The 14429-nt window shown below is 64.4% G+C and carries 14 protein-coding genes; 5 read left to right on the top strand and 9 right to left on the bottom strand.

Going from position 1 to position 14429, the window contains the following annotated elements; all coding sequences use genetic code 11:
* From M529_RS37165 to M529_RS37140, 6 genes are all read right to left on the bottom strand, one after another.
* Positions 1-258: lipopolysaccharide assembly protein LapA domain-containing protein (locus M529_RS37165; RefSeq protein WP_021318349.1), on the bottom strand; the 258-nt coding region annotated here is incomplete at its 3' end.
* A gap of 35 nt (positions 259-293) precedes the next feature.
* Positions 294-1109 carry an aldose 1-epimerase gene (locus tag M529_RS37160; protein ID WP_021318348.1) on the bottom strand — a complete coding sequence of 272 codons (816 nt, stop codon included), beginning with the start codon at positions 1107-1109 and terminating at the stop codon, positions 294-296.
* Between the two features lie 71 nt (positions 1110-1180).
* Positions 1181-2593, bottom strand: a complete 1413-nt coding sequence (locus M529_RS37155) for a sugar porter family MFS transporter (RefSeq protein WP_021318347.1) — start codon at positions 2591-2593, stop codon at positions 1181-1183.
* A gap of 21 nt (positions 2594-2614) precedes the next feature.
* Entirely contained in the window at positions 2615-3487 is an 873-nt protein-coding gene (locus M529_RS37150; protein ID WP_021318346.1) for an SMP-30/gluconolactonase/LRE family protein, read from the bottom strand.
* Between the two features lie 4 nt (positions 3488-3491).
* Positions 3492-4250 (bottom strand): SDR family NAD(P)-dependent oxidoreductase, encoded by a 759-nt coding sequence (locus M529_RS37145; RefSeq protein WP_021318345.1) that lies wholly within the window; start codon positions 4248-4250, stop codon positions 3492-3494.
* Positions 4247-5392: a fumarylacetoacetate hydrolase family protein gene (locus M529_RS37140; protein ID WP_021318344.1), complete on the bottom strand. Its 1146-nt coding sequence runs from the start codon at positions 5390-5392 to the stop codon at positions 4247-4249. The genes M529_RS37145 and M529_RS37140 overlap by 4 nt, the downstream gene beginning before the upstream one ends.
* A 183-nt stretch (positions 5393-5575) precedes the next feature.
* Between M529_RS37140 and ku the strand changes: the two genes are divergently transcribed.
* Genes ku through M529_RS37125 form a run of 3 tightly spaced genes read left to right on the top strand, consistent with a single transcriptional unit; the run spans position 5576 to position 9256 of the window.
* Positions 5576-6511 carry a non-homologous end joining protein Ku gene (ku, locus tag M529_RS37135; protein ID WP_031295044.1) on the top strand — a complete coding sequence of 312 codons (936 nt, stop codon included), beginning with the start codon at positions 5576-5578 and terminating at the stop codon, positions 6509-6511.
* 3 nt (positions 6512-6514) lie between these two features.
* On the top strand, positions 6515-9022 hold the full coding sequence (gene ligD, locus M529_RS37130) for a DNA ligase D (RefSeq protein WP_021318342.1): 2508 nt from the start codon (positions 6515-6517) through the stop codon (positions 9020-9022).
* Positions 9023-9076: 54 nt separating this feature from the next.
* Entirely contained in the window at positions 9077-9256 is a 180-nt protein-coding gene (locus M529_RS37125; RefSeq protein WP_021318341.1) for a hypothetical protein, read from the top strand.
* Between the two features lie 112 nt (positions 9257-9368).
* Here M529_RS37125 and M529_RS37120 read toward each other — a convergent pair whose 3' ends face one another.
* Entirely contained in the window at positions 9369-9815 is a 447-nt protein-coding gene (locus tag M529_RS37120; protein ID WP_031295043.1) for an EF-hand domain-containing protein, read from the bottom strand.
* A 263-nt stretch (positions 9816-10078) separates the two neighbouring features.
* Between M529_RS37120 and purB the strand changes: the two genes are divergently transcribed.
* A complete protein-coding gene (gene purB / locus M529_RS37115) occupies positions 10079-11395 on the top strand; it encodes an adenylosuccinate lyase (RefSeq protein ID WP_031295042.1) in 1317 nt (438 codons plus the stop codon).
* 425 nt (positions 11396-11820) lie between these two features.
* Here the strand turns inward: purB and M529_RS37110 are convergent, their stop codons facing one another.
* Complete coding sequence (locus tag M529_RS37110) at positions 11821-12285, bottom strand: HEPN domain-containing protein (protein WP_161626353.1); 465 nt, start codon at positions 12283-12285, stop codon at positions 11821-11823.
* On the bottom strand, positions 12285-13397 hold the full coding sequence (locus tag M529_RS37105; protein ID WP_161626352.1) for a GmrSD restriction endonuclease domain-containing protein: 1113 nt from the start codon (positions 13395-13397) through the stop codon (positions 12285-12287). The genes M529_RS37110 and M529_RS37105 overlap by 1 nt, the downstream gene beginning before the upstream one ends.
* 213 nt (positions 13398-13610) lie before the next feature.
* On the opposite strand from M529_RS37105, the gene M529_RS37100 reads away from it, so the two are divergent.
* Positions 13611-14378 (top strand): hypothetical protein, encoded by a 768-nt coding sequence (locus tag M529_RS37100; protein ID WP_236617690.1) that lies wholly within the window; start codon positions 13611-13613, stop codon positions 14376-14378.
* The last annotated feature ends 51 nt before the right edge of the window (positions 14379-14429 follow it).

Genomic DNA, 14429 nt, shown 5'->3' with positions numbered 1-14429 from the left:
CGCTGCGGCAGCGGTCGCGGCGGCCAGCGCCCGCTCCGTGCTTTCGATCCGCCGCTTCATGCGCCAGCGTGTCGCGCGCGCCATCACCCAGAAGGGCAGGGCGCCGAGCAGGAAGGCGCCGATCAGGAGCACCGGCAATTTGGTCTCCATGACGATGTCGCCCCACAACCGGACTTCTACATTCTTGTAGTTCGCCATGCAGAAGAAGGCGAGGGCGACGGCGATGACGACCCAGAAGGCGGTCCGCAGAAATTGCATGGACTTTTTCTCTCGCTGCTGCAGTCGCGGGCAGCTTAGGCGATTTCTGCCGCGTTCGGAAGCGCCTCGTCCACCTTCACCGCGATCGCCATCGCCAGCGACCGTTTGGCGCCCGGCGCCAGCGCCTCCATGCCCGCCGGGCGGTTGACTGCATCGGGCAGGTGGCTGACAGGCTCCAGGCAGAAGAACTGCTCGCCCGGTGGCCGGTAGAAGTGCAGATAGGGCGCGTCCTGGCCGGTCAGCACCAGCTTCACCCCGTCGCCGCGCGAGATCGTGGCAGTGCCGGACCAGCCCACATAGGCATTGTCGATTAGGCTATCGCCATCGACCGGAGCCGGCTTCGACCAGTCGCCCAGCGCATCGGCCTCGACTTCCCGCTCGGGCAGCATGTCAGGCGTGGACAGCCACAACCCTTCCGCCCCGAAGCCGAGCCGTGTCGCGCCGTCCTTCACGAAATAGGGATGGAAGCCCAGACCCGCGGGCATTGCCTGCGCATCCAGATTATGCACAGTGAGGGTGATGCGAAGGCCGTCCTCGTCCAGCACGGCCTCTTGCCGCGCTGCGTAGGACCAAGGCCATTGGTCGTCCGCTTCGTGCCGGTGTACCAGCTCCAGCCGGTCTTCCGCCTGCGCGTCAATGGCCCAAGGCGTAGTCCAGCCGACGCCGTGGATGCTGTGCGGATGGTCGCCGAAATTGAGCGGCACCTGATAGTCCGCGCCTTCGAACCGGAACCGGCCATGGGCGATGCGGTTGGCGTAGGGCACCAGCGGAAAGCTGGCGAGGTCGAGCGGCGCGGTCGTGCCCGGTGCGGCCCGCCGCAGCAGGTCAGCCTCGCCGCGCGCAAACCACAACAGCCCGCCGCCGGCGGCGGGCGAGAAGGCCGCTTCCAGCGCCCCCGCCCGCAGGATGACCGGTTCCTTGCTCAGCCGACCATGTCCTCGAGTTCGCGCCCCTTGGTTTCGTGCACCAGTGCGCGCACGAAGAAGAAGGAGATCGCTGCGAACACCGCATAACCGACATAGGCGGTGGCGAGCCCCGGCGACACGACCAGCGACGGGAAGCTCACCGATACCAGCGCGTTGGCGATCCACTGCGCGAAGCCCGAGACGGCGAGGCCGGAGCCACGGATCTGGTTCGGGAACATCTCGCCCAGCATCACCCACATGATCGGGCCCCAGCTGAGGTTGAAGAAGATCACGTAGAGATTGGCGGCGACCAACGCGATCACGCCATTATTGCCGGGCAGCGACACTGCGCCGTCCGCACCGGTGACGGCGGTGGAGAAGGCCCAGGCGACGACGGCGAGTGTCACCGCCATGCCAGCCGAGCCAAGCAGCAGCAGCGGCTTGCGGCCGACCCTGTCGACCAGAGCGATGGTGGCAAGGCAGGCGCCGATCGACAGCGCGCCCGACAGAATGTTGATCTGCAGCGCATAGTCCTCGGAAAAGCCGACCGCTTCCCACAGGGTGGCGCCATAATAGAAGACGACGTTGATGCCCACCAACTGCTGGAAGACGGCCAGACCGATGCCGGTCCAGACGATCGGGCGGATCTTGCCGCTCGCCTTGTCGATCAGGTCGCTCAGCTTGGGGCGGTGGTGGTCGGCGGCCAAGCTCGCACGGATCTCCGCCACCTTGCGGGTCGCGGTCTCGGCGCCGAACAGCTTGGTCAGCACGGCATGGGCGCGCTCGTCCTGTCCGCGCGCCACGAGGTAGCGCGGGCTTTCAGGAATGCCGAGCAGCGCGACGAAATAGATCGCGGCGGGGATCGCCTGCAGCCAGAACATCCAGCGCCAGGCCGGGAAGCCCAGCCACAGCTCCGCGGTGGAGCCGCCGGCATAGCGGGCCAGCACGAAGTTGGCGACGAACGCCCCGGTCAGACCGGAGATGATCATCACCTGCTGGATGCTGGACAGGCGACCGCGCACGGCGGCGGGCGTCACCTCGGAGATGTAGACCGGCGAAATCACGCTCGCCGCACCGACGCCCAGGCCGCCAATGATGCGTGCGAAGATGAAGATGGCGGAGGAACCGGCCGCGCCGGCGAGCAGCGCGCTGACCAGGAACAGGATGGCCGACAGGATCATCACGCCACGACGGCCGATCCGGTCTGCCATGCGACCGGCCATGAACGCGCCGATCGATGAGCCTACCAGGATCGCGCCGACATTGATGCCGATACCCAGCTTGCCGAGGTCGAAGGCGCTTTCCAGGCCCTTCTGCGTGCCGTTGATGACCCCGGAATCATAGCCGAACATGAACCCGCCGATCGTCGCCACGGCGACGATCGCGGCGATAAAGGCCATGTTGACCCTTTCGGCGCTCCCCTCACTCATCATACTATCCTTCCCGCTCTTCTATATCGTTGCGATATGGCCCGGCAGCCCGGCGACCCCGGGATCGAAGGCGAACAGATCGCCCGCCAGAGGTTGCTCTGTCAACGCTGTCGCGTCCAGCCCCTTCCGCGCCGTCGTCGCGTAGGCGGTGGTCAGGTCCGGGCCGCCGAAGGTGATCTTGGTGATATTCGCGACCGGGAAGCGGACTTCCCGCATCAGTCGGCCGTCGGGATCGTAGCGCCGCGCGGACCAGCCGGCGAACAGGCCCGTCCACAGGCATCCTTCCGCGTCGACCACGGGACCGTCGGGATAGCCGGCGCCATCCTCGATCTCGACGAACAGGCTGGTGTCGGACAGCGCGCCGTCCTGCGCTATGCGCGTGCGCCAGATCTTCCGGCCCAGCGTGTCGGTGTGATAGATCGTCCGCCCGTCGGCTGAGAGGGCGGGGCCGTTGGTGATCGACACGGCGGGCAGGCCGCTCTCGACCACTTCGCCCTTGTGCAGGCGATAGAAGCGGCCGATCTCCTGTTCTTCCGCATCGTCCATAGATCCGAACCACAGGCCCCCCTCGGGATCGACCGTGGCATCGTTCAGCCGGTTGCCGGGCAGATGCGCCTCGGGAGCGTGGAGCAGGGTGAAGCTGCCGTCCGCGGGATCGAAGCGGTGGACGCCGGTCTGCAGGCCAGCCGCGAACAGCCCGTCGTCGGTCGGCAGAACCCAGCCCACCTGGCCAGGCGCATCCCAGCTGCGTGCTTCACCTGTCGCCGGATCGAAGCGATGGACGCGGTGGCTCTTGATGTCCACGAACCAGACGGCGGCGTCGCGTTCGACCCAGACCGGGCCTTCGCCCAGTATCGCGCCGACGGACAGAATGCTCTGGGGCTCGGCGCTCATGATCTCAGCGCCAGCCAGCGTCGATGAAATAATCGTGCCCGGTGCACATCCGCGCATCGTCCGATGCCAGGAACAGCGCCAGCGCGGCAACATCGGCCGGCAGAATGCGGCCATCGAGGCACTGTGCGGAAACGATCTCCGCCTCACCCTCGGGCGTGTACCACTTCATCTGGCGCGGCGTCTTCACATTGCCGGGGATGATCGTGTTCACGCGGATATTCTCCCGCCCCAGATCACGCGCGAGGCTGCGGGTCAGCCCCTCGATCGCCGCCTTGGCGGTTTGATAAAGCACCAGCTCGGGCAATGCCAGATGCCAGCTGATCGACCCGAAGTTGACGATGACACCTCCGCCGGCCCGCTTCATCGCCGGGATCGCCGCCTGCGCGGCGAAGAACAGGTGGCGCAGGTTCACCGCCATGCGGTCGTCCCAATAGGCGGGAGTCACATCGTCGATGCTGTGTCGATCGTCATTGGCGGCATTGTTGATCAGAATGTCGATCCCGCCCAGATCGGCGTCAACCTTTGCCATCATCGCCTGAAGTGCTTCAATGTCGCGCAGGTCGCACGGGTAGAAGGCGGGGGCGTATTCCGCATCGCCCAGGCGTTCGACCAGCGCATCGCTCTCCGCCTGCGCGATGTCGCAGAAAGCGACGCGCGCGCCCTGCGCCACGAACGCCTCGACCAGACCCTCGCCGATACCGCTGCCGCCGCCACTGATGAAGACCCGCTTGCCCTTCAGGCTCGGGTAGATGGCACGGCTCATGCAGTCACTTCCTCCTGTTTGGCGGACAGCAGGCCGCGTCCGGCAAGATTGGTCATCAGGGCGCTGACGCCGAAGGTCCAGGGCGTCGCTTCCTTCGAAGTCACGACGCGATTGACCAGCCGGCCAAGGCGCGGGGTAGAGATGGCAACCGTGTCGCCGACCTTGTGGGTGAAGCCGCGCCCCGGTTCGTCGCGGTCCTGCACCGGGGCGAAAAGCGTGCCCAGGAACAGCGCGAAGCCATCGGGATACTGGTGCTCCGACAGCGTCTGTCGAACCAAGTCCAGCGGATCGCGGCTGATCTGGTTCATGCTGCTGCGGCCTTCCAGGCGATAGCCTTCGGGGCCGTCGATGGTCAAGTCGACCTCTGCGCTGCGCACGTCGTCGACGGTGAAGCCGTCGTCGAACAGGCGGATCAGCGGCCCGAGCGAGCAGGACGCGTTATTGTCCTTGGCCTTGCCCAGCAGCAGGGCGGACCGGCCCTCGAAGTCGCGCAGGTTGACATCGTTGCCCAGCGTGGCGCCCACGGCCTCGCCCTTCGAATTCACGACCAGCACGATTTCCGGCTCGGGATTGTTCCAGGTGGAATCCGAACGGATGCCGATGTCCGCGCCAACACCGACGGTGGAAAGCACCGGGCTCTTGGTGAACACCTCGGCGTCCGGGCCGATGGCGACTTCCAGATATTGCGACCACAGGCCGTCCTCGATCAGCGCCGCCTTCAGCGCAACAGATTCTGGCGATCCCGGCACCACGGAACGGATGGACGAACCTACGCGCTCCTCGATGCGCGACCGGATGTCTTGCGCGGCATTGGCGTCGCCTCGAGCGCGCTCCTCGATCACGCGCTCCAGCGCCGAAACCGCGAAGGTCACGCCGCAGGCCTTGACGCACTGCAGGTCGACGGGGCTCAGCAGATCGGCGTCGATCTCGTCCAGCGCGCCCAGCGCTTTCCCGCCATCGGTTGAAAGGGAAGAACGATCAAGCAGTTGCGAGACGGTCGGGGCGACGCGACTCATGTCATAGGCGATGCCGCCGGAAACCAGAATGGGGCTGGGGCCTTCGCGCGTCAGGATGCGGCCGGCAAAAAGGCCATCGCGCCAATCGGCAGGCAGGTAATCAGTCACGGAAAAGTGCCCAGACATCGACAACTCCTACAAGTTCGTTTCTGATTGATAGCGCTACCACCACGGTCCCTGCTCGAAGTCAAGGGGGGACAGAGGCGATAAGCGGATAATTGCGACTGGATGCCTCTTTGGTTCATTCGCGCGGCGGAACGCAAGGCCCATCGGCGCATTTTCTCGCATCGGGACGCAGGAGAAACGGACATGGCGGCGCGCGCATATTGGCAGGGGCAGATCAGGTTGGCGCTGGTGTCGATTCCAGTTGAAATCTACGCTGCGACAAAATCCGGCGCCCAGATCGCCTTTCACCAGATCCATGAGCCCAGTGGGAAGCGCGTCCGTTATGAGAAGATCGTCCCCGGCTTGGGACCGGTGAAACCCGAAGACATCGTCAAGGGCTATGAGCTGTCGAAAGGCGACTATGTCTTGCTCGAGCCCGAGGAGATCGACGCCGTCAAGCTGGAGAGCAAGAAGACGCTGGAGCTCACCCGCTTCGTCGATGCGGCCGACATCGATGTGCTGTATTATGAGCGGCCCTATTATGTCGTGCCCGCCGACGATCTGGCGGAGGAAGCCTTCATCGTCCTGCGGGAAGCGCTGCGCCGCACGAAGAAGGTGGGCCTGGGCCAGCTCGCCATGCGCGGACGCGAGTATATCGTGTCGCTCAAGCCCTGCGGCCGCGGCATGATCCTCGAGACGCTGCGCTATGCCGACGAGGTCAATCGTGCGCAGACCTATTTCCGCGACATCGAGGACAAGGTGCCGGACGCGGACCTCCTCGATCTTGCCGAGACGCTGATCGAGAAGAAGGCAGGGGCATTCGAGCCCGACAGCTTCCACGACCGCTATGTCGACGCGCTCGAGCGGCTGATCGAAAAGAAGAAGAAGGCCAAGGGCCGCCGTATTTTGGAGGACGAGGAAGACGTGCCGGCGCAGCGCGGCGGCAACGTCATCGACCTGATGGCGGCGCTGCGTAAATCGGTGGACAGCGGTGGATCGGGCGCCTCGTCTTCCAAGAGGAAGGGGACCGCTCGCAAGACTTCCACTGCGAAGGCACCCGCCTCAAAGGCCGGAGCTTCCAAGGCTGGCACCTCCAAATCCTCCGCCAAGCCCAAGGCGCCTGCGCGCAAGCGGGCCTGATCCATGGCCGACGCCGATCCCCTGCGCGACTATAACAGCAAGCGTGACTTCACCCGCACCAAGGAGCCGGCGGGCAAACGCGGACGGCCGAGCGGAGATGGCTTCATCGTCCAGAAGCATGACGCGACCCGGTTGCATTACGACTTCCGGCTGGAAATGGATGGCGTGCTCAAAAGCTGGGCGGTGACCCGCGGTCCCAGCCTCGACCCGGCCGACAAGCGCCTCGCTGTGCGGACGGAGGACCATCCGCTGTCCTATGCGGGGTTCGAGGGCACTATCCCCAAGGGGGAATATGGCGGCGGGACCGTGATGCTCTGGGACGAAGGCACATGGGAGCCTGTGCCGGGGAAGAGCGCGAAGGATCTGGAGAAAGGCCATCTCCATTTCATCCTGCACGGGCAGCGGATGAAGGGGGAATGGCTGCTCATACGCTTGCGCCCGCGCGGCAAGGAGCGCCACGAAAACTGGCTGCTCCGCAAGATCGACGACGACTATGCGGGTGGTTCGGAGGAACTGGTCGCGCATGCGCTCACCAGCGTGAAGACCGGCCGAACCATGAACGAGATCGCGGCGGACGCTCCGGCGATTTCGCTGGCGGGAAAACGCGGCAAGGCCTTCGACGCTGCCATGGCAAAGGCGGAGAAGGCCGCAGCCTCATCCGTTCGCGATGCACCCGCCAAAAAAGGGGGAAAAGGCTCGTCCGGGCTTCCGTCCTTCCGTCCGCCCCAGCTGGCGACCCTGGTCGATGCCGTTCCCACCGGCAGCGCCTGGCTGCACGAGATCAAGTTCGACGGCTATCGCTGCCAGGTCGCCGTCGCGGGCGACAAGGTGAAGATCTACACCCGGTCGGGGCTCGACTGGACCGACCGTTTCGCATCCGTCGCGCAGGCTGTCGCCGCGCTCGGCCTGCCTGCGGCGCTGATCGACGGAGAAATCGTCGCGCTTGACGCGGACGGCAATCCGGACTTCTCGACCCTTCAAAAAGCACTGGCGGGCGAGAGCAAGGCGCGGCTTCATCTCTTCGCCTTTGACCTTCTGTCGCTGGACGGCGAAAGTCTCGAAAAACTGCCGAACGTTACGCGAAAGGAGCGACTTTTCGCGCTGCTCGGCGAAGGCAATTCAACTGTACGTGTCGCTCACCATGTTGTCGGCGCCGGCGAGCGGCTCTTCAAGGCGATGTGCGATGCCGGACAGGAAGGCATCATTTCCAAGCGCGCAGATGCGCCCTATCGCGGCGCGCGCACAAAGAGCTGGGTCAAGGTCAAGTGCACCCGCCGTCAGGAGTTCGTCATCGTCGGCTGGACCGCCAGCAGTGCCAGCGGCCGGGCGATCCGGAACCTGCTGCTGGCGCAGAACGGCCCCGACGGCCTCGTCTATGCCGGCAAGGTCGGCACCGGCTTCAACGCCGCGAACAGCGACTCCCTGCTCGACGCCATGGAGCGACGCGCGCGCAAGACGGCCGCTGTCGAAGTGCCCAGGGCGGAGGTGCGCGGCGCCCGCTGGGTCCGGGCGGATTTGGTGGCGGAGATTGCCTTTGCGGCGTTCACAGCGGAGAATGTCGTCCGCCACGCCAGCTTCTTGGGCCTGCGCGAGGACAAGGCGGCGAGGGATGTTCGAAGGGAGGAGCCGATGCCCGTGCCCGACGCCCATAGCGATGTTCAAGTCAGCAACCGCGACCGCCTGATCTTCCCGGAGGCGAAGGTCACCAAGGGGCAGCTGGCGGACTATTATGACGCGGTTGGCCCGGTCATGCTCCCGTGGATCGCCCGCCGCCCGATCAGCCTGGTGCGTTGCCCGCAGGGGCGGGCGAAGAAATGCTTTTTCCAGAAACATGACAGCGGCAGCTTCGGCGACCATGTGAAGCATGTTCCGGTGCGGGAGAAGGACGGGGCGACCGAGGACTATCTCTATGTCGAGGATGTCGACGGCCTTGTCGCCTGTGTGCAGATGGGGACGATCGAGTTTCACGGCTGGGGATCTCTGGTCGACGACATCGAGAAACCCGACCGGCTGATCTTCGACCTCGATCCCGACGAGGGGCTGGACTTCGCCGATGTGAAGAAGGCCGCGCGCGACATCCACCGGACGCTGGAGGATATGGGCCTCGCCAGCTTCCCGATGCTGTCGGGCGGGAAGGGGGTGCATGTCGTCGTCCCGCTGACCCCCGAGGCGGAATGGCCGCGGGTCAAGGATTTCGCCGACCGCTTCGCCCGCGCGCTCGCGGCGCAGGAGCCCGATCGCTTCACGGCGACGATGAGCAAGGCCAAGAGAAAAGGCCGCATCTTCATCGACTGGTTGCGCAACCAGCGCGGGGCCACCGCGGTCCTGCCCTATGTGGTGCGCGCCCGGGAGAACGCGCCGGTCGCGACGCCCGTCACCTGGGCCGAACTGGACGGCATCGAGAAGGCCGGCGCCTTCACCATCGCCGATGTCGACCGGCTGGTGGAGCGGGCCGCATCCCGCGCGCTGCGCGGGTGGGGGGAGGCGCGGCAGACGCTGCCGGACTATTGAAAGCGAAGTCGGGTCTTTTCCGGGGCTTCGCTTTGTTGCATAGCAGGGACCATCATGAGCAAGACCAAGGAACCCGCCGCCCCCGCACAGCCGGACAAGGATGCGGCGAAGGACGATCTCGCCAGCGCGGCGAAGAAGTCGGCTGGAAAGACCGTGTGGATGGGCACCGCCGTCGGCATCGGATCGGCGGCCATCGTGGCGGCGCTGCTCTACGCCAACCGCAAGCGCGGCTGACCCCGGCAAAGGATTGAGGCGACATGGCCTTGTTGGTCATGCCGCCCCGGTGCGACCCGTTTCGGGCTCCATTATTCCCCGCCCTTCGTGACGAGGGAATTCGATAAGCGCGTCAGCCGGCGCCGCCGCTCAGATAGCGGATCAGTTCCGGCTTGCTGACGGAGGTGCTCTTGTCCGCGTCGGCGGTGGTGAAAGCGCCCTGCGCCCAGGTCGAAACCTGATCGGGCGGCAGCGTCTTGCCGGTCGCCTTCATCTCCTGATCCTTGAGCGCCACCATCCAGCGGGCAAATTCCGCCTGGTCGAGCTGGCCGTCGCCATTGGCGTCATAGGCCGGGAACTCGCTGTCGACGATCGAGGCCACCGCGTTGGCGGGGTTGGAGGGCGTCGCGGCCTGCGGCGCGGCGGGCTCCGCCGGGGTGGCGGGCATGGCGGACTGCGGCGGCTGCGGAGCGGCCGGAACCGGCGACGCGGGCGTCGCGCCCTGCGCCGGCATGCTGTCCTGCGCGACGGCCGGTGCGCCGACCGCCAGCGCCGCAGAGAACAAGAAAGTCCGAAACATCATAATCTCCCGCATCGCATCACCGGACGGCAATCGGGCACCGCCGGAACATGATGATACAATGCCACGCCCCGCGATTCGTTGCATGAACATCGGTTCATGTGGCGCCGCTCATCTTCGCTCATCTTCGATTCGACTTGGCCGGCTGCGTTTTTTGCGGCGAACCGAGCCGCTTTTCGCTCCTTTTTCGGCGGAATTTGCCGCAGCGGGCCGACGCTGCTAGGCGCGCGGCGATCCCGTTCCTTCATCCGCAGGATAAGCCCATGGTCCCACGCTACGCCCGCCCGCACATGACCGCCCTCTGGGAGCCGGAGGCGCGCTTCCGCATCTGGTTCGAGATCGAGGCGCATGCGACCGAGGCGCTGGGCGAGCTGGGCGTGGTGCCGAAGTCGGCGGCGAAGGCGCTGTGGGACTGGTGGGCGACGAACCCCGCCATCGACGTCGCGGCGATCGACGCGATCGAGGCGGTCACCAAGCATGACGTCATCGCCTTCCTCACCTGGGTCGCGGAGCAGGTGGGCGACGAGGCGCGCTTCATGCACCAGGGCATGACGTCGAGCGACGTGCTCGACACCTGCCTGGCCGTGCAGCTGGCCCGCGCGGCCGACATCCTGATCGACGACCTGGACAAGCTGCTGGAGGTCATCAAGCGCCGCGCCTTCGAGCACAAGCTGACCCCGACCATCGGCCGCAGCCATGGCATCCATGCCGAGCCGGTCACCTTCGGCCTCAAGATGGCGGAGGCCTATGCCGAGTTCAGCCGCTGCCGCGCGCGGCTGGTCGCCGCCCGGACGGAAATCGCGACCTGCGCCATTTCCGGCGCGGTCGGCACCTTCGCCAATATCGACCCGCGGGTCGAGGAGCATGTCGCGGAAAAGCTGGGCCTCGCCGTCGAGCCCGTGTCCACCCAGGTCATTCCGCGGGACCGCCATGCGATGTTCTTCGCCACCTTGGGCGTCATCGCGTCCTCCATCGAGCGGCTGGCCGTCGAGGTCCGCCACCTGCAGCGGACCGAGGTGCTGGAGGCGGAGGAATATTTCTCCCCCGGCCAGAAGGGCAGCAGCGCCATGCCGCACAAGCGCAACCCGGTGCTGACCGAGAACCTGACCGGCCTTGCCCGCATGGTGCGCAGCTATGCGCTGCCGGCGATGGAGAATGTCGCGCTGTGGCACGAGCGCGACATCAGCCATTCGTCGGTCGAGCGCTATATCGGCCCCGACGCCACCATCACGCTGGACTTCGCGCTGGGCCGCCTGACCGGGGTGATCGACAAGCTGCTGGTCTATCCCGAGCGGATGCAGAAGAATCTCGACAAGATGGGCGGCCTCGTCCACTCGCAGCGGGTGCTGCTGGCGCTGACGCAGGCGGGGGTGAGCCGCGAGGATTCCTATCGCTACGTCCAGCGCAACGCGATGAAGGTGTGGGAATCGGACGGCCAGCTGTCGCTGATGGAGCTGCTGAAGGCCGACCCCGACGTGTCCGCCGCGCTGACCGCCGAGCAGATCGAGGAGAAGTTCGACCTCGGCTATCATTTCCGGCAGGTCGACACGATCTTCCGCCGGGTGTTCGGCGAGGCCTGAGGCCCCGGCGGGGCGCGCAGGCGGCCGCGACGCGCCACCGCCGAAGTTCACACCGTTGTCGGGTTTTTTTGCCCGAAAGTCACGGTAAGGCGACAGCGACGCGCCGCCGACGCTACAGCCACGCGCCATTTGGGTCACAACCGGGTCACAGCGACGCGACACTGACGCTACAGTCAGGTCACACTGACGCGACAGGTACGCGCCTGTTGGGGCGGGGTGGCGGAGGGGCGAGTGGGAGCGGATGGCGTGCCGGATCATCGTAGAGGGTAGATCAGGCGAAATCCTATTTTGGAAGCGGATTGTGGGGCAGTGAATACTTCAGCTTTGCGCTATTTTTGACAGTAGCGGAATTGGCCAGCCCGAATGTTTGCTACGGTAGTCGATCGATTGCTAATTCGCGCTCGGCGTGCCGCTCGTGTTTCGTCTTAGTTCTTAGTGGCCTCGATCAGGGCTGTTACGATACTTTTGCAATCGGAGTAAAATGCTTCCACGCTAGGTAATCCCTTATTGCCGTCGCCTCCATGAGCGATCGAGTTACGAAGAGCGTAGGCCGAAGCGAGAGAGGCCTCCCACCCGTCGTTCGCTTCGATAGTTTTGCGAAAAGCGTTAGACCAACCTTGGTCGAAGCGAATGAGGAGTTGGCAAATGGCCTCGCAGTCGTAGTTCGTTCCTTTTTTGAAATAAGTTTTGATGAATTGCAACACACGCGGTTGTGCTCGAGCGGTCAGTCTATTGAGAATGATGACCTCGACGCATCGCTCCACATATCCGCACACAAGCACGACGCCGAAGCGGGCCATATCCGACTTGAGTTCATCGTCCTTCACCGTCCTAGCGCGCGCGAAAAAGGTATCGAGTTTTCGTTGGCGGCTATTGATGGAGTGCTGCACTAGATACCAGCGAAAGCGGCGGTGGCGAGGGCCAGGCGTTTACGCACATTCTCCTCGTCGGCAGTTGCTCGCTCGCAAGCCTGTCTGAACTCATCGTTTGCGACAAGTACATCGTAAGCTCCGCTCACGGCATGATCCGCAGGTGCGGGACCGGTATCGAGACGTTTCGCTAGCCCTACCATCACCGCATCAAAAGCGGCGGCATTCAACGCACGGATAATGCGGAAAGCACGCACGCCTATCGCGGTATTGACCTTCTCGATCGTAGTTCGGAAAACATTTGACAGCTGGTCTAACTCATCCTTACTTACCTTATTCATTGCAGCGGAAAATTTATTTAGAAAGCCGTTCATGGGGCGAGAGTATTTGTCGCCGTCACGGTACATCGCAAAGAATCTCACAATTAACTCTTCATCCTTTGCGCGGTTGTTTTGACCGGCGAATACCTGTCGCCACGGCAGAAACTTATTCAGTTCGCGCACGCGTTCAATAAATGGACCTAGGCTCACGCAGTTACGGATTTCCTGTGGCGACAGGCGAATGCCGCCCGTATTGATGCGCTCAAATACGAAGTAAATACTGTCGAGTACGTCTTCCGGCTTATCCTGCTTGAAGACCGTGGCGTGAACGATCGAATCGTCAAGTTTCAGGACGTCGGCGGGGTCAAGCGTCTTATATGTACGATTAAGCCAAGGCTCGCGAACACCTTGGAGCTTAAATTCCTTGCCACGGAGCAAGCCGTCATAGAACGCCTCCAGTGTGCGAAGGCGTTGCTGTCCGTCGATGACCAGATGCTCGTTTGTATCCGCTTCTTTATAAAGGAATATGCCAGGAACCGGTAGACCCATAAGGAGGGACTCGATGAATTTCGAAGCATGCTTTGCGGTCCAGACAAACTGGCGTTGAAACTCCGGAATACGAAATGCTCCTCCGCGCATCCGCTTAACGAGGCTGTCAACCGTGTAATCCGCACCGTAGCTCGAAATGCTAAATTTAGTCGCGCCGGGATCTTCGCGCAGCGTTTCGTCATCGACGCCTTCTTCTAGCGCTAGTTCATATTCATCCTTTCGAACGTCGTCATCCCGGATGTATTCTTGCGCATCGATGTTCACAGACTCTATCCTCGGAAGAAGGGCCGCGTTATCACACCACATGGCCTCATCTGCTGCAAGGATAACCTCGAGCCGCCTCTTATCGCGTCAATGGCTGGGAATGACTTCTTTACGGGGCCATCGCGGAGTGGCGACCGGTAAGTTAGGGATACCCACAATTGACCCCCTCCCGCCCCCCATGGTAATTTCACCCCCGGCAACATTCCGGGGGGTATGATGGCGACGCAGGCGGGGGCGGGTTTATCGGCGGTGGATCGGGAGCACCGGTTCTTCTTCATCACGGCCTGCCTGATGGCGCTGGTGCTGGTCGCGGGCTTTTCCACCAACATCATCTTCGGGCGGTCGAGCTTCGGGGCGCCGCTGATCTTCCATGTCCATGCGTTCGTTTTCTTCGGCTGGGTCGTCCTGTACCTGATGCAGACCGGGCTGGTCGCGACCGGATCGGTGCGGCTGCACCGGCGGCTGGGCTGGCTGGCGGTCGGCTGGATCCCGGCGATGGTCGTGCTGGGCTGCGCCATGACGATTTTCTCGGTGCGGCAGACCGGCGGTCCCTTCTTCTTCGACAAGAACGAGTTCCTGCTGGGCAACAGCCTGGGCATAGCGAGCTTTGCCGGGCTGGCCGTTGCGGCGATCGCGATGCGGCGGCGGACGGACTGGCACCGGCGGCTGATGTCCGGGGCGATGGTGACGCTGACTGGGCCGGGCTTCGGCCGGCTGCTGCCCATGCCGCTGATGATCCCCTGGTCCTGGTGGAGCGCCGCCGTGCTGGCCCCGGCCCTGTTCCTGCTGGCGGGCATCGTCGCCGACCTGCGCCGCGCGGGCCGGGTCCATCCCGCCTGGTGGTGGGGCCTGGCGGTGCTGGCGGGATCGCAGCTGGTCGCCGACGCGATCGCCTACAGCCCCATGGGCCATGCGCTGACCGAGCGGGTGACGGCGGGCGCGCCGGGCGCGGCGCGGCCGATGCGCGCTTTCCTTCCTTGAACCGCCCGCCGCTCCGGCCTATCTGCCCGGTCGGGACACCGATCGGAGGCA

Origin of the sequence: Sphingobium ummariense RL-3, assembly GCF_000447205.1 — a bacterium.
In the GTDB taxonomy this organism is placed as follows: Bacteria; Pseudomonadota; Alphaproteobacteria; order Sphingomonadales; family Sphingomonadaceae; genus Sphingobium; species Sphingobium ummariense.
Note: the sequence above shows the minus strand (reverse complement) of the source record. Positions and strands in the feature narration are given on the sequence as shown.

Excerpts from the sequence above, each read along its gene's own strand:
- M529_RS37155 (WP_021318347.1), bottom strand. The coding sequence starts at position 2,593 with ATGAGTGAGGGGAGCGCCGAAAGGGTCAACATGGCCTTTATCGCCGCG.
- M529_RS37150 (WP_021318346.1), bottom strand. The coding sequence starts at position 3,487 with ATGAGCGCCGAGCCCCAGAGCATTCTGTCCGTCGGCGCGATACTGGGC.
- M529_RS37145 (WP_021318345.1), bottom strand. The coding sequence starts at position 4,250 with ATGAGCCGTGCCATCTACCCGAGCCTGAAGGGCAAGCGGGTCTTCATC.
- M529_RS37140 (WP_021318344.1), bottom strand. The coding sequence starts at position 5,392 with ATGTCTGGGCACTTTTCCGTGACTGATTACCTGCCTGCCGATTGGCGC.
- ku (WP_031295044.1), top strand. The coding sequence starts at position 5,576 with ATGGCGGCGCGCGCATATTGGCAGGGGCAGATCAGGTTGGCGCTGGTG.
- ligD (WP_021318342.1), top strand. The coding sequence starts at position 6,515 with ATGGCCGACGCCGATCCCCTGCGCGACTATAACAGCAAGCGTGACTTC.
- M529_RS37125 (WP_021318341.1), top strand. The coding sequence starts at position 9,077 with ATGAGCAAGACCAAGGAACCCGCCGCCCCCGCACAGCCGGACAAGGAT.
- M529_RS37120 (WP_031295043.1), bottom strand. The coding sequence starts at position 9,815 with ATGTTTCGGACTTTCTTGTTCTCTGCGGCGCTGGCGGTCGGCGCACCG.
- purB (WP_031295042.1), top strand. The coding sequence starts at position 10,079 with ATGGTCCCACGCTACGCCCGCCCGCACATGACCGCCCTCTGGGAGCCG.
- M529_RS37100 (WP_236617690.1), top strand. The coding sequence starts at position 13,611 with ATGATGGCGACGCAGGCGGGGGCGGGTTTATCGGCGGTGGATCGGGAG.